The following is a 22289-nucleotide window of genomic DNA, read 5'->3' on the forward strand; positions in this document are numbered from 1 at the left end:
GCGCGCTGCTGCTCCACGGAAACCCGCATCATGCATGAACGACTTGATCAATGGCACTTTGTGGCGGCGGCCCTCACCATCGGGGTGGTGGGCACGCTGCTGCTGGTTGGCATCACGCTGTGGTCGATGCGGCGGGCAGAGGCCCGGCGCGACGCGGTGCGCGGCGGAACCCGCGCCAAGGCACGAAAGAACGAGGCATGAGCGCGATCAAGGCCAAGCATCAACGGTTGGTCCTGCTGGTGATCGCGCTGGCGGCGCTGATCGGGGCCGGGCTGCTCGCCGCCTGGGCGCTGTCCAAGCAGGCCAGCTATTTCTATGTGCCGAGCGACCTGATGGCCCATCCGCCCGAACAGGGCCGCGCCGTGCGGCTGGGCGGCATGGTGCAGCGCGGCTCGATCAAGACGATGCCCGATGGCGTGACGATCACGTTCGTGGTCGGCGATGGCAAGGCCACCGTGCCGGTGCGCTATGCCGGGATCACGCCGGATCTGTTCGTCGAAGGATCGGGCGTGGTCGCCGAAGGCCGCATGGAGGGAAAAACCTTCGTGGCCGACAATCTGCTGGCCAAGCATGACGAGAAATATGTCCCGCGCGAGATGAAGGACATGACAGAAGGGCAGGCCAAGGCCGTGGTGGCGGAAACGAAATGATCGCGGAACTCGGTCTTGCCATCCTGTGGATGGCGGCGGCGCTGGCCGTGCTGCAACTCGTGGCGGGCGCCCTGGCGCTGCGGCCGCAAGGCGCGGCGATGCTGGGCGTGGTGCGTCCGGTGGCGGTGATGCAGGGCATTCTGGTGGCGCTGGCCTTTGCCGCGCTGATCACCCTGTTCGTCACCACCGATCTCTCGGTCAAGCTGGTGGCGGAAAACAGCCACTCGGCCAAGCCACTGATCTTCAAGATTGCCGGCACCTGGGGCAACCACGAAGGCTCGATGCTGCTGTGGGTCACGATCATGAGCCTGGCGGGTGGCTTCGTGGCGCTGGTGGAACGGCGCCTGCCGGAAAAGACGCTGATGGCGACGCTTGCGGCGCAGGCTTTCGTCAGCCTCGGCTTCTACGCGTTCCTGCTGCTCGCCTCCAATCCGTTTGCCCGCCTGCCGCAGCCCGCGCCAGAAGGCGCCGGGCTCAACCCGTTGCTGCAGGATATCGGCCTCGCGTTCCATCCGCCCACGCTCTACGTCGGCTATGTCGGGCTTTCGATCGCGTTCAGCTTTGCCGTTGGCGCGTTGATCACCCGCGATGTCGGCCCCGCCTTTGCCCGCGCCATGCGGCCCTGGGTGCTGGGCGCGTGGATATTCCTGACCATCGGCATCACCGCAGGCTCCTATTGGGCCTATTACACGCTGGGCTGGGGCGGCTGGTGGTTCTGGGATCCGGTCGAAAACGCCTCGCTCATGCCCTGGCTTGCCGCGACGGCGCTGCTCCATTCGGTTTCGGTGCTGGCGGCGCGCAATGCCCTTCGCGCCTGGACGGTGATGCTTGGCGTGATCGCCTTTTCGATGTCGATGGTCGGCACGTTCCTGGTGCGCTCGGGCATTCTCACGTCGGTCCACGCCTTTGCCGTCGATCCGGCGCGGGGCAGCTTCATCCTGGCGCTGCTGGCGATCTACATCGGCGGTGCGCTGCTGCTGTTCGCCTTGCGCGCCAGCACGGTAACCGAAGGCGCGCGCTTTGCTTTCGTCAGCCGCGAGGCGGCCTTGGTGTTCAACAACGTGATGCTGTGCGGCATCCTCGGCATCGTTCTGCTCGGCACGCTCTATCCGCTGCTGACCGAGGCGTTCGGCGTCAAGGTTTCGGTGGGTCCGCCCTATTTCAATCCGGTTTCGGCGATCTTTGCCTTTCCCATGATCGTGGTCATGGCCGTGGGGCCGCTGCTGCGCTGGAAGGATGATCGCGGCGGGCGCATCGCGCCAGTCCTCGCCGTGCCTGCGCTGGTGGCCATCGCCGCCGGTGGCGCGGCGTTCGTCGCCGGGGTGAGGGTGCTGCCGGCGCTGGGCCTGGCGCTGGGCGCGGGGCTGGCCATCGCCAGCCTGCTGCCGCTGCGAGGGCGCAACCTGCGCCGCACGCCGCTGCCGATCTGGGGCATGGTCATCGCCCACCTCGGCATTGCCGTGGCGGCCCTGGGCATGGCCAGCGAAAGCGCGTTTTCCACCGAAACACTCGCCGCGCTCAATCCGGGTGAAACCCGCCAGGTCGGCCCCTATGCCCTCACGCTCGATCGCATCGATCCGGTGGCGGGGCCCAATTGGACCGCGCTGCAGGCCACGGTTTCGGCCCGCTATGATGGCGGCGACGCCACGGTGCTGCTGCCCCAGGCGCGGGTCTTTGCCAATCCGCCGGGCACGCGCACCGAATCTGCCCTGAAAACCCGCTGGAACGGCCAGCTTTATGTGGTTCTGGGGGAAGAGGGCCAGGATGGTCGCTGGCAGATGCGCTTCTGGTGGAAGCCGTTCGTGCCGCTGATCTGGCTGGGCGGCCTGCTGGTGGGCCTGGGCGGCTTCCTGGCGCTGGTCGGCCGGGTGGCGCGCGATGTAAAGCGGCTGGTCGCGGTCGACAAAATCGCGTTCCGCCGGGAAAGGCAGGGACGATGAGCACGCAGCCCGCTTCCCCCGCGCGCCGGCCAGGCCTGGCGCTGTGGTTGCCGCTGGTGCTGTTCGGCGGTTTCCTGGCGCTGGTGGTCTATGGCCTGGTGCGGCCAGACAACCGCGAGGTGGCCAGCACGTTCATCGGCAAGCCCATCCCGGCCTTTGCCCTGCCGCCGGCCAGCGATGACCGGCCGGGCCTGAGCAATGCCCAGTTCGTGGGTGGCAAGCCGCGCCTGCTCAACATCTTTGCTTCGTGGTGCGGCCCTTGCGCAGTCGAATCGCCGCAACTGGCGCAACTGGCCAAGGCCGGGGCAGAGATCGACGGCGTGGCGATCCGCGATCGCAAGGATGATCTGGCGCGGTTCCTGGCCGCCAATGGCAATCCCTTCGCCCGCATCGGCCAGGATGATCTCAGCAAGGTGCAGATCGGCATCGGCTCGTCGGGCGTGCCGGAAACCTTCGTGGTCGATGCCCATGGCGTGATCCGCCACCAGCATATCGGCGCGATCATGCCCGAAGACGTGCCGGTGATCCTGGCCAAGCTCAAGGAAGCCGAACAATGAAACGGGCTCGTTTCATTTCTGCGGCTACGCTGGCGCTGCTGCTGCCACTGGCGCCGCTGGCCGCGCAAGACAGCCTGCCGCCCGCGCCCTATGCCTATCGCCAGCTGCCCGATCCGGCGCAGGAGGCCAAGGCGCAGGCGCTGATGGAAACGCTGCGCTGTCTCAAGTGCCAGAGCCAGTCGATCGCCGATTCCGATGCCTCGATGGCTGGCGATATGCGCAACGAGGTACGCACCCGCATCGCCGCCGGCGAAGATCCCGAGGCGATCCGGCAGTGGCTGATCGATCGCTATGGCGATTATGTCAGCTATACGCCGCAGGTGAAGCCGTTGACCTGGCCGCTGTTTGCCGCGCCGGTGGTGTTTCTGGGCTTTGCCGCCCTGCTGCTGCGGGGCCGTTTCCGCCGTGGAAAACGGGCCGATGCGGCCCTGCGCAAGGACAAGCCATGACCTGGGTGATCGTTCTGGGCGTTGCGGCCATCGTGTTTGCCGCGCTCGTGCTGGTGGGGCGGCTGCCGCGCGCCGGATGGGAAGTGACCGGCGCTGCGCTGCTGTTCGGCCTGGCGGGCTATGCCCTGCAGGGGCATCCGGCCGAGGCTGGCGCACCCACCCCGGCTGTGGAAAACGCCGCAGTGGCCGATGCGGCTCTGCTCAAGGAGCGCCAGGCCATGGGCAGTGCCTTTGGCAAGGGGCGCAGCTGGCTGATCCTGGCCGATGGCCTGACCCGGCAAGGGCAATATCGCGCCGCGGCCGATGTCTTGGCCAAGGCCGCGCAGGAAAACCCCGACGATGCCGATATCGAGGTGGCGCTCGGCAATGCCCTGGTTGGCCATAGCGAGGGCCTGATCACCCCGGCCGCGCAATATGCGTTCCGCCGCGCGGCGATGATCGATCCCAATCACCCCGGCCCGCCGTTCTTCATGGGCCTGGCCATGGCGCAATCGGGGCGCCTTGCCGATGCCCGGGCGCTGTGGGCCGATCTGCTCGCCCGCTCGCCGGCCGATGCGCCCTATCGCCAGGATCTGGCGATGCGGCTGACGCGGCTGGACCAGATGATGGCGGCCAGTGGCATGCCCATCCCGCCGGCACAGCCTGAGGCATCGGGACAGGCGCAAGCCGCCAAGGCCCCGTCTGGTGCAGCAACCCCCGCACCCAAGCCCGCCGCTCGGTGAAATATCGGGAACCGCTTGCCACAGATGGCGGTTTGGTCACCATTGCTTCAGGTTGGGCGCCGGTGCTAAGCGCCGCCCCGATTCGGCTCTATCGCGGGCCGGACAGTGCAATGGGGCCGAAGCGGCCGGGGGCAGTCTCGCCATGAACAATGCCGTGGGTGATGCCGTGGGTAACGCCGGAACCGCAGGGAATCCGTCCACGGTCAATACTGCCTCGCCCGTTGCGGGCCATGGTCATGCGCATGGCCAGGGCCGTGGACAGGCCAGCCTAATCAAGATGGCGGTCGGCGCTGTCGGCGTGGTCTTCGGCGATATCGGCACCAGCCCGCTCTACGCCTTGCGCGATACCTTTGCCGGGCATCATCGCCTGCCGCTCGACCAGACGCATATCTATGGCATCGTCAGCCTGATGTTCTGGTCGATGATGATCATCGTGACGCTGAAATACGTCTCGGTGATCATGCGTGCCGACAACAAGGGCGAGGGCGGCAGCCTGGCGCTTTTGGCGCTGATCAACCAGCACACCGCCGGCAAGCGCTGGGGCCGTGGCATCGTTCTGCTGGGCGTCTTTGCCACCGCGCTGTTCTATGGCGATTCGATGATCACCCCGGCGGTGTCGGTGATGGGCGCGATCGAGGGGCTTTCGGTCTATCAGCCCAGCATGCAAAGCTGGGTGGTGCCGATGGTGGTGGCCATCCTGATCGCCCTGTTCCTGATCCAGAGCCGGGGCACCGAGCGCGTCGCCACGTTCTTTGGCCCGATCATGCTGGTCTATTTCGCCACGATCGCGGTGCTGGGCGCCATGAGCATTGCCCTGCTGCCCGAGGTGATCGGCGCGCTGTCTCCGCATCACGCCGTGGCCATGTTTGCCGCCGATCCGTTTCGCGGTTTCCTGGCCATGGGCGCTGCCGTTCTGGCGGTGACCGGGGCCGAAGCGCTTTATGCCGACATGGGCCATTTCGGACGCAACCCGATCCGCGTGTCGTGGCTGGCGCTGGTGCTGCCGGCGCTGGTGCTCAACTATCTGGGCCAGGCCTCGTTGCTGATGCGTGAAGGCTCTGCCGCGCTGGTCAGCCCGTTCTATTTCCTGGCGCCTGACTGGTTCCAGTGGCCGCTGCTGATCATTGCCAGCCTGGCGGCGGTCATCGCCAGCCAGGCGGTGATCTCGGGCGCGTTCTCGGTCACCCAGCAGGCGATCCAGCTGGGTTTCATCCCGCGCATGACGATCCGCCACACCAGCACGTCGGCCGGGCAGATCTATATCCCGGTGATCAATTCCGCGCTGATGGTGGCAGTCATCCTGCTGGTGCTGATGTTCCGCCATTCCTCCAACCTCACGGCCGCCTATGGCATTGCCGTGACCGGCGCGATGATGATCGACAACGTGCTGCTGGGCGTGGTGCTGATCAAGCTGTGGCACTGGCGGCCGGTGCTGGCCACGGGCCTGCTGGCGCTGTTCATGGCGATCGACCTTGGCTACCTGGGCGCCAACCTGACCAAGATCCCCGATGGCGGCTGGGTGCCGCTGGCCATGGGCATCACCATCTTTACGCTGCTGACCACCTGGTCGCGTGGGCGCGCCCTGATGCGCGCCGGGATGGCCGAGGGGTCGATCCCGCTGGAAGTGTTCACCAAGTCTGCCCATTCCAGCGCGGCGCGGGTGGCCGGTACGGCGATCTTCATGGCCTCGGCCTCCAACGGCGTGCCCTCGGCGCTGTTGCACAACATCAAGCACAATAAGGTGCTGCACAACCGGGTGGTGATCCTGACGGTGCAGATCCAGGACGAACCCTATGTCGATCTGGCCCAGCGGTCAGCGGTCAAGGATTTCGGCAACGGCTTCTATCGCCTGACGCTGCGCTTCGGCTTCCTGGAAGAGACCGACGTGCCCGCCGCGCTCAAGACCATCACCACCTGCGGCGAACCGTTCGACATGATGAAGACCAGCTTCTTCCTCTCGCGCCAGACGCTGATTCCGTCGGACAAGCCGGGCATGGCGCTGTGGCGGGAAAAGCTGTTTGCCTGGATGCTGCGCAATGCGGCGAGCGCCATGGAATTCTTCCGCTTGCCGACGAACCGTGTGGTCGAACTTGGCAGCCAGCTGCGGATTTGATCGAAAGCGGCGCCGTGCAGGGCTTGCCGCCGCGGCTTGGCATGCCATGCTCTCTAAGCTGCGCAATCTTGGGGCGCCCTGCGCGTGACTGAAGCTGATATCCTCCGCGATATTCTCGATACCCAGCTGGATATGCTGTGCCGGTTCACCGCCGATGGCACGATCCTGTTTGCCAACACCGCCTATGCCCGTATGATGGAAAGCCCGCGCGCCGCGCTGACCGGGCGCAACGTGTGGAAGTTCATCCCCACCAGCGAGCACGCCACGATCCAGCGCGAGATGGCGTTGCTGACCCCGGAAAACCCGTCACGCACCATCGAGAACCGCCTGGAGGCGGCCGATGGCAGCGTGCGGTGGACGCTGTGGCGCAACCATGCGCTGGAATTCGATGCCCAGGGCCGCTGGCAGGTGATGCAATCGACCGGGATCGACATTACCGAGCGCAAGATCCTGGAAGACCGGCTGCGCCTGCTGATCGAAGAGCTTAACCACCGCGTCAAGAACTCGCTGATGGTGGTGCAGGCCATGGCCTGGCAATCGTTTCGCGGGATCGAGCAACCCGCCGCGGCAGCCGTGGAGAACTTTACCGCCCGCCTGCATGCCCTGGCAGCAGCGCATACCATCCTCAGCCGTGGTCAGTGGGCCGGCGCGCCGCTGGCCGATGTGGTGCGGCAGGGGCTGACGATCTGCGCAGGCAGTGTACAGGGCGATGGTGGCGCCCAACGCTTGAGCCTTGGCGGGCCTGATGTGACGGTGGGCGCGGCGGCCACGGTGTCGCTGGTCATGGTGCTGCACGAGCTGGCCACCAACGCTATCAAGTATGGCGCGCTGTCTAACGCCGAAGGCACGGTGACAATTGCCTGGGACGTGGGCGATGATGGCGCGGTGGCGCTGGAATGGCGGGAGCAGGGCGGACCGCCGGTGGCGCCGCCCGCGCGCAGTGGCTTTGGTTCACGCCTGATCCGCGATGCCATCACCCGGCAGCTTTCGGGAGAGGCGCAGATCGATCACGCGCCTGATGGCGTTGTTGTGCGCCTGGTGTTGCCGGCCCAGCATTTTGAAGCGCCTGCCATTGCCCCGATCTGGTCAGACGCGACGAAGGACCCTGCATGACCGACCGCGCCCAATCGCTGTCTGGTCGCCGCATATTGGTGGTGGAGGACGAGTTCATCGTCGCTGCCATGCTGGCCGATGTGCTGGAGGACGAGGGCGCGCAGGTGATCGGTCCGGTGGGGACGCAGGCAGAGGGCATCGCGGCGGCTGCGACAGAATTCCTCGATGCAGCGGTGCTGGACTGGAACCTCAATGGGCAACCCGGGGCACCAGTGGCGCGCGCCTTGCGCGAGCGGGGCATCCCCTTCGTCATCGCCACCGGTTATGGCGCGGTGGAGGCAGAGTTCGCCGATGTACAGATCATGCACAAACCCTATGCCCCCGCTCAGTTGACCGCTTGCCTGGGAGGCTTGCTGGCCGGCTGAGCCGGGGGCACGGAGCCTGCGTTCAAGATCAGTGCTTGAGCGTGTCGGACGCTTCGTCGGCGCCCTGCTTCACGCGATTGCCAAACTTGTCGGCGGCGGTGCCGGCCTTGTCGGCCGCCTTGTCGATCTTGCGGCCAGCGTCGTCGGCGGCCTTGTCAGCGGCCCGGCTGGCATTGTCGAGCGCCTTGTCGGCGGCTGCACCCACGCTATCGGCAGCCTTGTCAGCGGCGCGGCCGGCATCCTTTGCGGCGTTCTGCGCATCGTTGGCGGCCGAGTCGGCAGCGGCGGCCGTCTTGTCCTGGGTCTTTTCCGAGCAGGCGGCAAGGCTGGCGCCGGCCAGCATCAGGGCGGGAAGGGCAAGGAAAATACGGCGCATGTGACGGTCACTCCCGTTCGTGGTGGTTTGCCAAGGCCAACGCCGAACGCGGCTTGGCGTTCCCCCACGCGGTGCGATCAATCGTGTGGCGTGTTGGTCTCGGCCTCTTCCACGCCCTGTTCGCTGCCCAGGCCATGGCGCAGCAGCATCGGGATCTGGGCAAAGGTGAACAGGAACGACAGCGCGCTCACGCCCCACAGCTTGGCCGTCAGCCAGCCATCAAAGGTCAGGGTATGGCGCAGCACTTCGTTGAGCAAGGCCAGGAACAGGAAGAACCACGCCCAGTTGCGCGACAGCTTGCGCCAGCCGGTTTCATCCAGCCCGTCGAACGCGCTTTGCAGCAGCATGCGCAGCACCGCCTTGCCGCGCGCCAGGCCGATGAACAGGCCAGCGGCAAACAGCAGGTAGATCACCGTGGGCTTGATCTGGATCCAGAACGGATCGCCGAGGAACACGGTAAGGGTGCCAAAGCCCAGGATCAGCGTGGTCGACAGCCACAGCATGGGCGAAACCTTGCCCAGGCGCCATTTCGACGCGATCAGCGCGGCCACCGTGGCGATCATGAACACCACGGTGCTCTTGGTGATCGCCACCACTGCGCCCACGCCGGCATCGCTGCTCTTGTCCGGGCTGAAATGGCGATAGGCCAGGAAGAACACCAGCAGCGGCCCATAGTCGACCGCCAGGTTCACCCAGGATGATTTGGGCTGCGATTTGGGCTGGGCCTGATCCGCGCTCATTGAAACACCCCTGCAATCACCTTGGCAACGAGATCGGGATCGAACGGCCGAAGGTCGTCGATGGTTTCGCCAACGCCGATGGCGTGGATCGGCAGGCCATACTGTTCGGCGGCCGCCACCAGCACGCCGCCGCGCGCCGTGCCATCCAGCTTGGTCATGATCAGGCCCGATACGCCGGCCACATCCTTGAAAATTTCGATCTGCGACAGCGCGTTCTGGCCGTTGGTAGCATCGAGCACCAGCACCACGTCGTGCGGCGCCTCAGGGTTGAGGCGGCCGAGCACGCGGCGCACCTTGGCCAGCTCGTCCATCAGCTCGCGCTTGTTCTGCAGGCGGCCGGCGGTGTCGACGATCAGCACGTCGGTGCCAACATCGGTGGCTGCCTTGACCGCGTCGAACACGATCGAGGCGGGATCGCCGCCTTCGGGCCCGGTGATGATCGGCACGCCCAGCCGATCGGCCCAGACCTTGAGCTGGCCGATCGCGGCGGCGCGGAACGTGTCGCCTGCGGCCAGCATCACTGAATAGTCCAGTTCCTGGAACAGGTGCGCCAGCTTGGCGATGGTCGTGGTCTTGCCCGAACCATTGACGCCGATCACCAGGATCACCTGCGGGCGTGGAAAGGCCACGATATCGAGCGGCTTGGCCACGCCGCGCAGGATCGCGGCGATTTCATCGGCCACGGCGCCGCGCAGGGTGGCATCATCGAGCCCCTGCTCGAACCGGGCTCCGGCCAGTTTGGCGCGGATGCGCGCCGCTGCGCGCGGGCCCAGGTCGGACATGATCAGCGCGTCCTCGATCTCGTCGAGCTGGGCCTCGCTCAGGCGCGTGGCGCCGCCAAAGCCCGCCAGGTTGCCGGCCAGCCGCTCCGAGGTCTTGCGCAGCCCGCCTACCAGGCGATCCGACCAGCTGTCGCTACTCATGCCAGCATTCCTTCTTCGATTCTTTCAGGTGTCAGCGTCACCAGGCTGCCCGGCGCAGTGCCGGCAGGCAGGCGATAGGGCGCGAAATCCGGGCCATGGCCGGTGCCGTCGCGTTCGGCAAGCACTTGTGCAGGGCGGCCGACCAGGCCTTGCAGCCAGGCCGCACGGGTTTGCGCCACGGCGGCACGCAGTTGCGCGGCGCGTTCGCGCACCACCGGCGGCGGCACTTGCGGCATGCGCGCGGCGGGCGTGCCGGGGCGGGGGGAATAGGGAAAGACATGGCCGTGGACGATGCCGGCCTGCGCCACGATGCTCAGGTTCTCGGCATGCATGGCGGCGTCTTCGGTGGGAAAGCCGGCGATCAGATCGGCACCTATCGCCATGTCGGGGCGATGCTGCCGCAGGGTTTCGATCAGGGCCAGCGCCCGGGCACGGCTGTGGCGGCGCTTCATCCGCTTGAGCACCAGGTCTGCGCCCGATTGCAGCGACAGATGCACGTGCGGCATCACGCGCGGCTCGTGGCACAAGAGGTCGAGCAGCAGCGGATCGATTTCCACCCCGTCGACCGAAGATAGCCGCAGCCGGGGCAGGGCAGGGAACGCGCGCAGGATCGCCGCCACCAGATCGCCCAGGCGCGCCGGTTCTGGCAAGTCTGCGCCCCAGCTTGTCAGGTCAACGCCGGTCAGCACCACTTCGGCCACGCCGTGGGCCAGATGGCCGGCCAGGGTATGCAGCACCTGCGCCACAGGCGCCGACCGGCTGGCCCCACGCCCGGCCGGAATGATGCAGAACGTGCAGGCGTGGTCGCAGCCGTTCTGCACCGCCACGAACGCGCGGGTATGCCGCTCGGATGCGGCGACCGGCACGGCCGGGGCAGGCACCTGCCAGCGGGCGGGATCGAGCTTGGCTGCGTTGGGCACCACGCCATCCACCTCTGCCATGGCAGCAAAGCCGGCGGGATCGATCGTGGCGGCGCAGCCAGTAACGAGCAGGCGTGCCCCGGGATGATCGCGGCGCAGGCGGCGCACCGCGCGGCGCGACTGGCGCACCGCCTCTGCCGTGACGGCGCAGGAATTGACCACCACCGTGGGCGTCGGCGCGGCGGCCAGCAGATGGCGGATCGCCTCGCTTTCCGACAGGTTCATGCGGCAGCCCAGCGTCACCACGCCAGCCGGATCGGCCAGCACAGAACCGGTTGCCACGTCAGGCGCAGAGGCTGCTTGGGCCAAGGCCGGCCTCAGAGCGGGTAGAGCGCGTCGTCGAATGCGCCTTCAAAGCTGGTGGTGGCAGGGCCGGTCATGACGATATGGCCGCCTTCGGGCCAATCGATCCGCAACGCGCCGCCGGGCAGATCGACCGTCACGCTCCGTCCCACCAGCTTGCGGCGCATCGCCGCCACTGCCGTGGCGCAGGCGCCGGTGCCGCAGGCGCGGGTCAGCCCGGCGCCACGCTCCCACACCCGCAGCGAGAGGTGATCGGGGCCGACCAGGCTGGCCACGTTGACGTTGACGCGTTCGGGAAAGACCGGGTCATGCTCGATGATCGGGCCGAGCCGGGCCAGGTCCACTGCGGCGGCATCGGGCACGAAGAACACCGCGTGGGGGTTGCCCACGTTGACGGCCACGGGGTTTTCCAGGTCTTCCCAGGCCAGCGGCATGGCCAGGGTATCCATGGCATAGGCGAGCGGAATGGCATTCCAGTCGAACCGGGGGGCGCCCATGTCCACCGCGATGCCGGCATCTGTTGCCTGCGCCTCGATCAGGCCGCCGCCGGTTTCGATCCGGGTGCGGCCCGCTCGTTCACCGCCCAGCAGCAGGCCCACGGCGCGGCTGGCGTTGCCGCAGGCGCCCACTTCGCTGCCATCGGGATTGAAGATGCGCATCTTGACGTCGGCCTGGTCCGACGGTTCCAGCACGATGAACTGGTCGCAGCCGATGCCGGTGTGGCGATCGGCCAGCGCGGCCGCGCGCGCAGGCGAGACCGGCAGCGCGGTTTCGCGCGCGTCGATCACCACGAAATCGTTGCCCAGGCCATGCATCTTGATGAACGGAATACGCATGGGCGCGATCTAGGCGGCAAAGGGCGGCGGCGCAATGGTTGCGCCGCTTGTCAGACCGGGTTCAGCCGAGCGCGGCGCGGTTCTGGCCTGGCGTTGCCGGCTCTTGCGCGGCTGCATCGGCCGGGGTGGCGTTGCCGATCAGCAGATCGTCTGCGGCCAGTGCGGCGCGCACCGTCTGGGCATCCTGCGGATGGCCATAGAGAAAGCCCTGGCCCTTGAACGAGCCCAGCTTGCGCAGCTCTTCGAGCACGCCTTCGGTTTCGATCCCTTCGGCGGTCAGCGGCAGGTCCAGCCCCTGGCCGAGCGAGGTGATCGCGGCCACGATCGTGGCGCTGTCCTTGCAGCTATCGAGCGTGGAGACAAAGCTGCGGTCGATCTTGATGCGGTCAAACGGCAGCGAGCGCAGCTGCGCGATCGAGCTGTAGCCAGTGCCGAAATCATCAAGGCTCAAGCGGATGCCCTGGTTCTTGAGGCTGGCGACCAACGAGCGGACCAGCGGCAGGTTTTCGTGCAGGCAGGTTTCGGTGATTTCCACGTCCAGCCGGTGCGGGGGGAAATTGGCCTCGACCAACAGCTTGAGCAGGCGCTGTGCAAACCAGGGATCACGCAGTTGCAAGGGCGAGACATTGACCGACAGCGTGAGCGAGGGATCCCATTCGCGGGCATCGACCAGCGCCTGGCGGATCAGCGATTCCGAAAGTTCGGCGATCACGCCGATTTCCTCGGCCACGGGGATGAACACATCGGGTGCGATCAGGCCATGGCGCGGCGATTGCCAGCGGGCCAGCATCTCGAAACCGGAAAGCCGGCCGGTGTCGATGTCGATCTGCTTTTCGTAATAGGGCACGAATTCGCCGCGCGCGATGCCTTCGCGGATGCCGGTTTCCAGCTCGGCGCGGAACCGCAGTTCCTTTTCCATCGTCGGGTCGAACCAGCAGAAGCGATTGCGGCCGCCGCTCTTGGCCTGGTACATGGCGAGATCGGCGTGGTGTTGCAGGCGGGCAGCGATCGTCGCGTCGTCAGCCTGGGGTGGCATGGTGGCGCCATCGCTGCGCGCCAGGCCGATCGACCCGGAAATATCCACCTCGCAATCAGGCAGGCGCACCGGCTCGCCCAGCGTGGCATTGAGCTTTTCGGCCAGTTGCTCGACCATCGCCGCGCGCGCCGGGTCAAACCGCATGGCGCAGGTGAATTCGTCGCCTCCGATGCGGGCGATGATCGCGCCCGGCGGCAGCGTGGCGCGCAGGCGATCGGCCGTTGCCACCAGCACCGCGTCGCCGGTCTGGTGGCCATGCAGATCGTTGGCGCGCTTGAACTTGTCGAGGTCGAGCATGAACAGCGCCACGGCGTCGCCATGGGCGCGGGCCTCGGCCACCAGGGCTTCGATCGCACCATCCAGGCTGCGGCGATTAAGGCAGCCGGTCAGCGGATCGGTAAAGGCCAGGGTACGCGCTGTTTCCTCGGCCCGGCGCCGCTCGCGCACTTCGCCGGTCAGTTCTACATAGCGGCGCCAGCCAAAGATGATCAGCGCGATATTGAGCAAGAGCGCATTGGCCAGCACCGAATCGACACTCGCCCCGCCGAACAGCACATGGCGCAAGGCGCGGGTGAGCACTGCCGAACCGGACCCCACGAACAGGATGATCGCTGCGGTGATGATGCCCAGGGCGACGACATCGCGCTCGGCACGGGCGATGCCGGTTGGTGCCGCTGATGCGGGTTGGCCGCTTTCCATTGCCGCACTTGCCATACCGTTACCTGCTCGTTTCCCCCGGGGGGGCAGCTTGCATGCATGCCCTGTTACCCACCTGCGGGAAACTACGTGCAGGCTGTTGAAAGATTGGTTAAGGGGCCCAAAGCCCCCGCTTGGCCGGCATTTTTGCCGCAGGAGGGCGCGGCGCAGGGTTGCAATCGGGCAAGGGCGCGGGTAAGGGCACCGCTCTGCCAGAGCCGGGATTTGCCGGCGCTTGCGCAGAGTCGTTTTGTACGCCCCCTGTTGGATGGCGCACGCTGGTCGGCGAGGTTTCGCCCGCCGGCGTTTTTCGCGTTATCGGCTGGCGGCGCCCGTTTTGGCAATGGAGCAGCGCGTGTTCGACAGTCTTTCCGACCGGCTTGGCGGTGTATTCGACCGCCTGCGCGGGCGCGGCGCGCTTTCCGAGGACGATGTTCGCGCCGCCATGCGCGAAGTGCGCATCGCCCTGCTGGAGGCCGACGTGGCCTTGCCGGTGGTGCGCCGCTTCATCGATCGCGTTACCGAAGAAGCCGTTGGCCAGTCGGTCCTGAAGTCGGTCACGCCGGGCCAGCAGGTCGTCAAGATCGTCAACGACGCGCTGGTTGAAATGCTGGGCAGCGAGGCCGCCGATCTCGATCTGGCAGCCGCCCCGCCGGTGGTGATCATGATGGTCGGCCTGCAGGGTTCGGGCAAGACCACCAGCACGGCCAAGATCGGCAAGCTGCTCAAGGAAAAGCGCGGCAAGAAGGTGATGATGGCGTCGCTCGACGTCAATCGCCCCGCCGCGCAGGAACAGCTGCGCGTGCTGGGCGAGCAGGCCGGCGTTGCCACGCTGCCGATCGTGCCGGGCCAGTCGCCGGTGGAAATCGCCACGCGCGCACTGCATTCCGCGAAGCTTCAGGCCGTGGACGTGCTGCTGCTCGATACCGCTGGCCGTCTCCACGTCGACCAGGCGCTGATGGACGAGATGAAGGCAGTCGCTGCCATCTCCGTGCCCAAGGAAACCCTGCTCGTCGTCGACTCGCTGACCGGCCAGGACGCGGTCAACGTGGCGCAGGCGTTCGCTGGCGAGGTTGACCTGACCGGCGTGGTGCTGACCCGCATGGATGGCGATGCCCGCGGCGGTGCGGCGCTGTCGATGCGCGCGGTTACCGGCAAGCCGATCAAGTTTGCCGCCACCGGCGAAAAGCTCGACGCGATCGAACCGTTCCAGCCCGAACGTGTTGCCGGCCGCATCCTGGGCATGGGCGATATCGTCTCGATCGTCGAAAAGGCGGCGGCGACGATCAAGCAGGACGAAGCTGAAAAGCTCGCCGCGCGCATGGCCAAGGGCCAGTTCGACATGAACGATCTGCGCATGCAGTTGCAGCAGATGCAGCGCATGGGCGGCCTGGGCGCGCTCGCGGGCCTGATGCCGGGCATGAAGAAGGCCAAGGCGGCGATGGCGCAGTCGGGCATGGACGACAAGGTGCTGCTGCACATGGATGCGATCATCGGTTCGATGACGGCCAAGGAGCGCACCAAGCCCGAACTCTTGAACGCCAAGCGCAAGATCCGCGTCGCCAAGGGGTCCGGCACCACGGTGCAGGACGTCAACAAGCTTCTGAAGATGCACATGGAAATGGCCAAGGCCATGAAGCAGATCAAGAAGATGGGCGGCCTCAAGGGCCTGGGCGCGCTGTTCGGCAAGGGTGGCCTTGGCGCCGCGATGCCGGGCCTTGATCAGCAGGCCGGCCCCGGTGGGCTCGGCGGCGGCATGGGCGGCGGCCTTGGCGGTATGGGCGGCGGTGGCGGCCTTCCCGGCCTGCCCGGCATGGGCAGTGGCGGCTTGCCGTCAAATCTGGCTGACCTGCTCAAGAAGAAATGATTTTATCCTGATTTTTCAGTTTGTTTGAAAGGTAGTCGAATGTCTGTTTCTCTGCGTCTGTCGCGTGGCGGTTCCAAGAAGCGCCCCTATTACAAGATCGTTGCTTCGAACAGCCGCGCCCCGCGCGATGGCAAGTATCTGGAGCAGGTGGGCACCTACAACCCGCTGCTCGCCAAGGACGCCGAAGACCGCGTGCGCCTGGTCGAAGACCGCGTGCGCTACTGGCTCGGCGTTGGCGCCCAGCCGACCGACCGCGTTGCCCGTCTGCTCGACAAGGCCGGCATCAAGGAACGTGCCCCCACCAACAACCCGCAGGCTGGCGAACCCGGCAAGAAGGCCAAGGAACGCGCTGAAGATCGCGCTGAAAAGGCCGCTGCTGCTGCTGAAGCGGCCGCTGCTGCCAGCGCCGAACCGGCTGCCGAAGCCACCGAAGCCTGAGCTTAGGCAAGCGGCATGACGCACGATCGTCCGGTCACGCTTGCGGCCATCGCCGGCGCGCATGGCGTGGCCGGCGAGGTGCGCCTCAAGCTGTTTGGTGAAGGCGTGGCGGCGTTGAAAGCCTACAAGGCGTTCAACGGCGGCACGCTGACCCTTGAAAAGCTGCGCGACGACGGCAAGGGCGGGGCAATCGCCCGCTTTGCCGAAGTCACCACGCGCAATGCGGCAGAAGGCCTGCGCAGCACGGCACTGACCGTCCCGCGTTCGGCCCTGCCGCCGCTCGCCGACGGCGAATATTACCATGCCGATCTGATCGGCCTGCCGGCTCATTCCACCGACGGCGCCGTGCTGGGCACCTGCGTGGGCGTGGACAATTATGGCGCGGGTGACGTGCTCGATATCGAGCGGCCCGATGGCAAGCGCTTCATGGTGCCGATGCGCGCCGAAGCGGTGCCCGAATGGAACGCGGACCGCCTGTTGATTGACGCTCTCTACGCGGAATAGTATATACCTCCCGGATATACGGAGGTTGCCGTGACCGAGCAATTCACTGTCCGAAGTTTCAAGTCCGGCAATTCGGTGGCCCTGCGCCTGCCGAAAGGGCTTGGCATCGAGGCGGGCGAGGAACTGATCGTGGTTCCCCATGCCGATGGCAGCATGACCGCCTGGCGGAAAGCGCAATCGCGCGAGGCCTTTCTGCGGCTGTTTGGCAGCGTGTCTGAAGCCTTCATGGCGCAGGGGCGCGGCGACACCGACCAGGGCGACTATGACTGGCCCGACACGCCGCACCATCCGGCAGCGGCCTGATGTACCTGCTCGATACCAATGCATGCATCGATTTTCTCGCCGGGCGCAGCGAGTCACTTGCCGCGCGCATGGGCGAGAATTTCGGCAAGCTGTTCGTTTCCACGATATCGGTCGCCGAACTGATGGCCGGTATACGCACGTCTGCCGATCCTGGGCGGGACGCAAAGAAGATCGATATTTTCGTGGCTAGCCTGGAAACGCTCGATTTCGACCGTGCCTGTGCCCGTCGTTATGGCGATGTGGTGCGCGCCATCGGCGTTCGGCGCAAAAGTTTCGATCGGTTGATCGGCGTACAGGCGCTGGAACGCGGACTGATACTGGTGACGCGCAATGAGCGCGACTTTGCCGATGTGCCGGGGTTGAAGATCGAGAACTGGGCGGATTGAAGCACGGTTGCCAAGGCCGCTCCCGCACGCCAAGGCCCCTCCACCAGCCTGCGGCTGGTCCCCCTCCCCGTGTCGGGGAGGATTGAGCAGGACTTTTTTGTAGATGACCTTCCACGCTGCCGTTCTCACGCTTTACCCCGAGATGTTTCCCGGGCCGCTGGGCGTGAGCCTGGCCGGGCGCGCGCTGGGGGAGGGGAAGTGGACGCTCGATCCCGTGCAGATCAGGGACTTTGCCGCCGACAAGCACCGCACGGTGGACGATACGCCGGCCGGTGGCGGGGCAGGGATGGTGCTGCGCGTGGATGTGCTGGCCAAGGCAATCGATCATGCGCGGGGGGTGATGCTGCAGAAGATCCTCCCCGATACGGGGAGGGGGACCGCCGGCGCAGCCGGTGGTGGAGGGGACTCTAAGCCTGAAACGCCGCTTGAGGACGCCAATCCCCTCCACCAGCCTGCGGCTGGTCCCCCTCCCCGGGCCGGGGAGGACATTCCCGTCATCGCGATGACGCCGCGCGGCAAGCCGTTGACCCAGGCCCGCGTGCGCGAGCTGGCGGCTGGGCCCGGCGTCATTGTCGTCTGCGGCCGGTTCGAGGGTTTTGACGAGCGTATATTCGAGGGCCGCCAGGTGGAGGAAGTCTCGGTGGGAGACATCATCCTGTCGGGCGGCGAATGTGCCGCGCTGATGCTGCTCGATGCTTGCATTCGCCTGCTTCCCGGCGTAATGGGCGCGGCTTCTAGTGGGCATGAAGAGTCGTTCGAAAACGGGCTGCTCGAATATCCCCACTATACCCGCCCCCAGGAATGGGAAGGGCGCACGATCCCGCAAGTGCTGCGATCGGGGGATCATGCGAAGATCGCGGAATGGCGGCAACGCCAGTCCGAGGATGACACACGGTTACGCAGGCCGGATCTTTGGGAGCGCCACGTCGGCGTTCGGGTCCAGTCTGCCTCTGGCGCGCGGCAAAAAAGTGCAGGACGTTTGAAAAATGAACCTGATTCAGCAGATTGAAGCTGAAGCGATCGCCGAATTCAAGGCGTCGAAGACCATCCCCGAATTCCGCGCTGGCGACACCGTGCGCGTTGGCGTGCGCGTGGTCGAAGGCGACCGTACCCGCGTTCAGGCCTATGAAGGCGTGGTGATCGCGCGTTCGAACCGCGGCATGGGCTCCAACTTCACCGTTCGCAAGATCTCGTTCGGCGAAGGCGTGGAACGCGTGTTCCCGCTCTACTCGCCCAACATCGATTCGATTACCGTCGTCCGTCGGGGCGTGGTGCGTCGTGCGAAGCTGTACTACCTTCGCGGCCGCACCGGCAAAAGCGCCCGTATTGCCGAGCGCCGTGACACGCGCCCCGGCCAGGAAGGCTGAGAAGCCGCCGCCGCGACACGGAAATGACCGTGAAAAAGGCGTCCTGGCATATCCGCCAGGGCGCCTTTTTTGCTTATCGGGAACATCCCCTTGCCATGCAATTCCGCCTTCACCTGCTTGCCACGGCGCTGGTCTGCGCCCCTGTTCTTGCCCATGCCGCCCCTGCTGGAACAGCCCCGGTGACCGCGCCCAGCGCCGCCCCCGTGCTGACGCTCGAACGCGTGTTTGCCAGCCCCTCGCTCAACGGGCCAACCCCGCGCGGCGTGCAACTGTCGCCCGATGGGCGCTATCTCACCCTGCTCAAGAACCGTGCCGACGATCGCGAGCGGTTCGACCTGTGGGGCTTCGATCGCAAGGCCGGCAAGTGGTCGATGCTGGTCGATTCGCTCAAGCTGTCGTCGGGCCGGGTGTTGAGCGAGGCGGAAAAGATGCAGCGCGAGCGCCAGCGCATCGGCGATCTCAAGGGTATCGTCAGCTATGACTGGGCGAGCGACAGCAAGACCGTGCTGGTGCCGCTCGATGGCGATCTGCTGCTCGCTGGCCTTGATGGCAAGGTGCGCAAGATTGCCGGCACCACCGGGGGCGAGTTGAACCCGCGCCTGGGGCCGCAGGGCGATACCCTGGCGTTCGTGCGCGATCGCCGGCTGTGGATCGCGCCGGCCAATGGCAAGGCGCCGCCGCGCGCGATCACGCCAGAGGAAAGCGCCGAAACCGTCCACTGGGGCGAGGCGGAGTTCGTTGCCCAGGAAGAACTCAACCGCATGAGCGGGTTCTGGTGGGCGCCCGATGAAAAGCGCCTGGCCGTGGAACGCTTTGACGAGGCGGCCGTGGGCGTGGTGACGCGTGCGGCGATCGGCGCCGATGGCACGCGCACTTATGACCAGCGCTATCCCGCGGCGGGCGGCGCCAATGCCGATGTCTCGCTGTGGCTGATGGATGCCGATGGCGGCCATCGCGTTCAGGTGGACCTGGGGGCGGACAAGGACATCTATCTCGGCCGCGTCGATTGGGCGAGCGATGGCAAGACGCTCTATGTCCAGCGGCTGGACCGCGCGCAGACCCGGCTCGATATGCTGGCGGTGGACCCGGCGACCGGTGCTTCGCACGTGCTGTTCACCGAACAGGCGCGCGAGAAGAGCTGGATCAACCTGTCGAGCAACTATCGCTTCCTCGATGATGGTAGCCTGATCTGGTGGTCGGAACGCGATGGCTTTGGCCATCTCTATCGCCGCTTCAAGGATGGCCGCTGGCAGCAGCTGACCAAGGGGGACTGGGTCGTCACCGACCTGGTTGGCGTGGACCAGAAGACCGGTCGCGTCTATTTCGCCGGCACGCGCGACGATGTGCTGGCTGGCCAGGTCTATGCCCTGTCACTCACCGCGCCCGACAAGATCGCGCGGTTGACCGACCTGGCGTTCGACAACAAGGCGAGCATGGACGGCAAGGGCCAGGCCCTGATCGTCACGCGCAGCGCCGATGCGCAGCCGCCGCAATCCTATCTGGCCGATGCCCATGGCAAGCGGCTGGCGTGGATCGAGGAAAACAAGGTGGACGCGGCCCACGCCTATGCGCCCTATCTTGCCGCGCATCGCCCGGCGACGTTCGGCACGATCGCGGCGGCAGACGGCACGCCGTTGCACTACATGATGATCACCCCGCCGATGGTGCCGGGCAAGCGCTATCCGGTGTTTACCTATCACTATGGCGGCCCCACCGCGAACGTGGTGCACAAGGGCTGGCAGGGTGCGCTGGCGCAGGCGATCGTGGCCAAGGGCTACATCTATTTCGCGCTGGACAACCGCGGCTCGGAAAACCGTGGCGTCGATTTCGGCAGCAAGATCTGGCACGCGATGGGCACGGTCGAGGTGGAAGACCAACTGGCGGGTGCGCAGTGGCTCAAGACCCAGCCCTATGTCGATCCCGCGCGCGTCAGCACGTTTGGCTGGTCCTATGGCGGCTACATGACGGTCAAGATGCTCGAAGCGCATCCTGGCGTCTGGGCTGCGGGCATCGCCGTGGCGCCGGTCACCAAGTGGGAGCTTTACGATACCGCCTATACCGAGCGTTATCTCGGCAATCCCAAGCAGGTGCCCGAGGTTTACAAGGCCGCCGGCGCGCTGGAGCAAACCGGGCAGATTCGCGATCCGCTGCTGCTGGTCCACGGCATGGCCGACGACAACGTGGTGTTCGAGAACAGCACCGCGCTGATCGCCAAGATGCAGGGCGAGGCCATTCCGTTCGAGATGATGCTCTATCCCGGCTACACCCACCGCATCAGCGGGCCCAAGGTGAGCCAGCATCTCTACGAGACGATGTTCCGCTTTCTCGACCGCAACGGCGCGGGCAGCGGCAAATAAGACGTTTGGGGGGCAAAAGCCCCTTTCGCTTGGCTGGTTGGAACCAGCCGCTAAGGAACGGGCGCGCGCAAGGCGCCCGCAAGGGAGTGACAGGTATCATGGGTTATCGGGTTGTAGTGGTGGGTGCGACGGGCAATGTTGGCCGTGAGATGCTCAACATCCTGGCCGAGCGCGAATTCCCGATCGACGAGATCGCCGTGCTGGCCTCTTCGCGCTCGCAGGGCAGCGAGATCGATTTCGGTGAAACCGGCAAGAAGCTGAAAGTGCAGAACGTCGAGCATTTCGACTTCACGGGCTGGGATATCGCGCTGTTTGCCGCAGGCTCGGCGCCGACCAAGATCTATGCGCCCAAGGCCGCATCGCAGGGCTGCGTGGTGATCGACAACTCGTCGCTCTATCGCATGGACCCGGACGTGCCGCTGATCGTGCCCGAAGTGAACCCCGACGCGATCGACGGGTACAAGGCGCGCAACATCATCGCCAACCCCAACTGCTCCACCGCGCAGATGGTGGTGGCGCTCAAGCCGCTGCACGACAAGGCCAAGATCAAGCGCGTGGTCGTGGCCACCTACCAGTCTGTGTCGGGCGCCGGCAAGGAAGGCATGGACGAACTGTTCGAGCAGAGCCGCGCGATCTTCGTGGGCGATCAGGTCGAACCCAAGAAGTTCACCAAGCAGATCGCTTTCAACGTGATCCCGCACATCGACAGCTTCCTGGATGATGGTTCGACCAAGGAAGAGTGGAAGATGGTGGCCGAAACCAAGAAGATCCTCGATCCCAAGGTCAAGGTCACGGCAACCTGCGTGCGTGTGCCGGTGTTCATCGGTCACTCCGAAGCGATCAACCTGGAATTCGAGGACGAAATCTCGGCCGTCGAAGCCCAGGACCTGCTGCGCGAGGCGCCGGGTGTGATGCTGGTCGATAAGCGCGAGGACGGCGGCTATGTCACGCCGGTGGAATGCGTGGGCGATTATGCCACCTACGTTTCGCGCGTGCGCGAAGACTCCACCGTCGACAACGGCCTGTCGCTGTGGTGCGTGTCTGACAACCTGCGCAAGGGCGCGGCGCTCAACGCCGTGCAGATTGCCGAACTGCTGGGCCGTCGCCACCTCAAGAAGGGGTGATGTGCCGACTGATTGGACGGCTTGAGGCCGCCAATCGAGGAATATCATCGTCACCCCGGACTTGATCCGGGGTCCCGCTGCCCGCGCTGGGTTGATTGAAAAAGCGGGACCCCGGGTCAAAGCCCGGGGTGACGGAAAGAAAAGCGACAGCAAAAAGGCCCCGGTATCCGCGCTGGATACCGGGGCCTTTTGTTTGCGCTTGCG

General features: G+C 66.0%; 24 protein-coding genes. 18 read left to right on the plus strand and 6 right to left on the minus strand.

From position 1 onward, the window contains the following. Positions 1 to 30 precede the first annotated feature (30 nt). The 9 genes from C8K14_RS22940 (at position 31) to C8K14_RS18685 (ending at position 7909) form a co-directional block, all read left to right on the plus strand. On the plus strand, positions 31 to 201 hold the full coding sequence (locus tag C8K14_RS22940) for a hypothetical protein (RefSeq protein WP_166643372.1): 171 nt from the start codon (positions 31 to 33) through the stop codon (positions 199 to 201). Next, entirely contained in the window at positions 198 to 650 is a 453-nt protein-coding gene (ccmE, locus tag C8K14_RS18650; RefSeq protein ID WP_062784942.1) for a cytochrome c maturation protein CcmE, read from the plus strand. Before C8K14_RS22940 ends, ccmE begins: the two co-directional genes overlap by 4 nt. Beyond that, on the plus strand, positions 647 to 2590 hold the full coding sequence (locus C8K14_RS18655; RefSeq protein ID WP_107718264.1) for a heme lyase CcmF/NrfE family subunit: 1944 nt from the start codon (positions 647 to 649) through the stop codon (positions 2588 to 2590). The genes ccmE and C8K14_RS18655 overlap by 4 nt, the downstream gene beginning before the upstream one ends. Further along, positions 2587 to 3147 (plus strand): DsbE family thiol:disulfide interchange protein, encoded by a 561-nt coding sequence (locus C8K14_RS18660; RefSeq protein ID WP_022678375.1) that lies wholly within the window; start codon positions 2587 to 2589, stop codon positions 3145 to 3147. Before C8K14_RS18655 ends, C8K14_RS18660 begins: the two co-directional genes overlap by 4 nt. Next, a complete protein-coding gene (locus C8K14_RS18665; RefSeq protein WP_022678374.1) occupies positions 3144 to 3596 on the plus strand; it encodes a cytochrome c-type biogenesis protein in 453 nt (150 codons plus the stop codon). Before C8K14_RS18660 ends, C8K14_RS18665 begins: the two co-directional genes overlap by 4 nt. Continuing rightward, positions 3593 to 4318, plus strand: coding sequence for a tetratricopeptide repeat protein (locus C8K14_RS18670; RefSeq protein ID WP_107718265.1), 726 nt, complete (start codon positions 3593 to 3595; stop codon positions 4316 to 4318). Before C8K14_RS18665 ends, C8K14_RS18670 begins: the two co-directional genes overlap by 4 nt. Before the next feature lie 277 nt (positions 4319 to 4595). Continuing rightward, positions 4596 to 6431, plus strand: coding sequence for a potassium transporter Kup (locus tag C8K14_RS18675; RefSeq protein ID WP_157088929.1), 1836 nt, complete (start codon positions 4596 to 4598; stop codon positions 6429 to 6431). Between the two features lie 84 nt (positions 6432 to 6515). Beyond that, positions 6516 to 7544, plus strand: a complete 1029-nt coding sequence (locus C8K14_RS18680; protein ID WP_107718269.1) for a sensor histidine kinase — start codon at positions 6516 to 6518, stop codon at positions 7542 to 7544. After that, positions 7541 to 7909 carry a response regulator gene (locus tag C8K14_RS18685; protein WP_107718271.1) on the plus strand — a complete coding sequence of 123 codons (369 nt, stop codon included), beginning with the start codon at positions 7541 to 7543 and terminating at the stop codon, positions 7907 to 7909. The genes C8K14_RS18680 and C8K14_RS18685 overlap by 4 nt, the downstream gene beginning before the upstream one ends. A 28-nt stretch (positions 7910 to 7937) precedes the next feature. Here C8K14_RS18685 and C8K14_RS18690 read toward each other — a convergent pair whose 3' ends face one another. The 6 genes from C8K14_RS18690 to C8K14_RS18715 form a co-directional block, all read right to left on the minus strand. Beyond that, the gene (locus C8K14_RS18690) at positions 7938 to 8285 is read right to left on the minus strand and encodes a hypothetical protein (RefSeq protein ID WP_022678369.1); all 348 of its coding nucleotides are present in this window, start codon (positions 8283 to 8285) and stop codon (positions 7938 to 7940) included. A gap of 77 nt (positions 8286 to 8362) precedes the next feature. Then, on the minus strand, positions 8363 to 9025 hold the full coding sequence (locus tag C8K14_RS18695) for an inner membrane-spanning protein YciB (RefSeq protein ID WP_107718273.1): 663 nt from the start codon (positions 9023 to 9025) through the stop codon (positions 8363 to 8365). Then, positions 9022 to 9948, minus strand: a complete 927-nt coding sequence (ftsY, locus tag C8K14_RS18700; protein ID WP_062784926.1) for a signal recognition particle-docking protein FtsY — start codon at positions 9946 to 9948, stop codon at positions 9022 to 9024. Before ftsY ends, C8K14_RS18695 begins: the two co-directional genes overlap by 4 nt. Beyond that, entirely contained in the window at positions 9945 to 11150 is a 1206-nt protein-coding gene (locus tag C8K14_RS18705) for a MiaB/RimO family radical SAM methylthiotransferase (RefSeq protein ID WP_255420077.1), read from the minus strand. The genes ftsY and C8K14_RS18705 overlap by 4 nt, the downstream gene beginning before the upstream one ends. 35 nt (positions 11151 to 11185) lie before the next feature. Next, entirely contained in the window at positions 11186 to 12007 is an 822-nt protein-coding gene (gene dapF / locus C8K14_RS18710) for a diaminopimelate epimerase (RefSeq protein ID WP_107718275.1), read from the minus strand. 61 nt (positions 12008 to 12068) lie between these two features. After that, complete coding sequence (locus C8K14_RS18715) at positions 12069 to 13757, minus strand: bifunctional diguanylate cyclase/phosphodiesterase (protein ID WP_231627777.1); 1689 nt, start codon at positions 13755 to 13757, stop codon at positions 12069 to 12071. Positions 13758 to 14094: 337 nt separating this feature from the next. Here C8K14_RS18715 and ffh point away from each other — a divergent pair, with 337 nt between their 5' ends. The 9 genes from ffh to C8K14_RS18760 all read left to right on the plus strand — a co-directional run bounded on the left by ffh (position 14095) and on the right by C8K14_RS18760 (position 22085). Next, a complete protein-coding gene (ffh, locus tag C8K14_RS18720; RefSeq protein ID WP_028658413.1) occupies positions 14095 to 15606 on the plus strand; it encodes a signal recognition particle protein in 1512 nt (503 codons plus the stop codon). 39 nt (positions 15607 to 15645) lie between these two features. Further along, positions 15646 to 16044 (plus strand): 30S ribosomal protein S16, encoded by a 399-nt coding sequence (rpsP, locus tag C8K14_RS18725; protein ID WP_022678363.1) that lies wholly within the window; start codon positions 15646 to 15648, stop codon positions 16042 to 16044. A 15-nt stretch (positions 16045 to 16059) separates the two neighbouring features. Further along, positions 16060 to 16548 (plus strand): ribosome maturation factor RimM, encoded by a 489-nt coding sequence (rimM, locus tag C8K14_RS18730; RefSeq protein ID WP_022678362.1) that lies wholly within the window; start codon positions 16060 to 16062, stop codon positions 16546 to 16548. Positions 16549 to 16578: 30 nt separating this feature from the next. Continuing rightward, positions 16579 to 16851 (plus strand): AbrB/MazE/SpoVT family DNA-binding domain-containing protein, encoded by a 273-nt coding sequence (locus C8K14_RS18735; RefSeq protein WP_022678361.1) that lies wholly within the window; start codon positions 16579 to 16581, stop codon positions 16849 to 16851. After that, positions 16851 to 17237: a type II toxin-antitoxin system VapC family toxin gene (locus tag C8K14_RS18740; protein ID WP_062784922.1), complete on the plus strand. Its 387-nt coding sequence runs from the start codon at positions 16851 to 16853 to the stop codon at positions 17235 to 17237. Before C8K14_RS18735 ends, C8K14_RS18740 begins: the two co-directional genes overlap by 1 nt. Positions 17238 to 17340: 103 nt before the next feature. After that, positions 17341 to 18246 carry a tRNA (guanosine(37)-N1)-methyltransferase TrmD gene (gene trmD, locus C8K14_RS18745; RefSeq protein WP_062784920.1) on the plus strand — a complete coding sequence of 302 codons (906 nt, stop codon included), beginning with the start codon at positions 17341 to 17343 and terminating at the stop codon, positions 18244 to 18246. Then, positions 18224 to 18604 (plus strand): 50S ribosomal protein L19, encoded by a 381-nt coding sequence (gene rplS, locus C8K14_RS18750; RefSeq protein ID WP_107718277.1) that lies wholly within the window; start codon positions 18224 to 18226, stop codon positions 18602 to 18604. Before trmD ends, rplS begins: the two co-directional genes overlap by 23 nt. 95 nt (positions 18605 to 18699) lie before the next feature. Continuing rightward, entirely contained in the window at positions 18700 to 20961 is a 2262-nt protein-coding gene (locus C8K14_RS18755) for a S9 family peptidase (RefSeq protein WP_107718310.1), read from the plus strand. 98 nt (positions 20962 to 21059) lie between these two features. After that, entirely contained in the window at positions 21060 to 22085 is a 1026-nt protein-coding gene (locus C8K14_RS18760) for an aspartate-semialdehyde dehydrogenase (RefSeq protein WP_054132743.1), read from the plus strand. Positions 22086 to 22289 lie beyond the last annotated feature (204 nt).

Origin of the sequence: Novosphingobium sp. GV079 (assembly GCF_003058045.1) — a bacterium.
GTDB lineage: Bacteria > Pseudomonadota > Alphaproteobacteria > Sphingomonadales > Sphingomonadaceae > Novosphingobium > Novosphingobium capsulatum.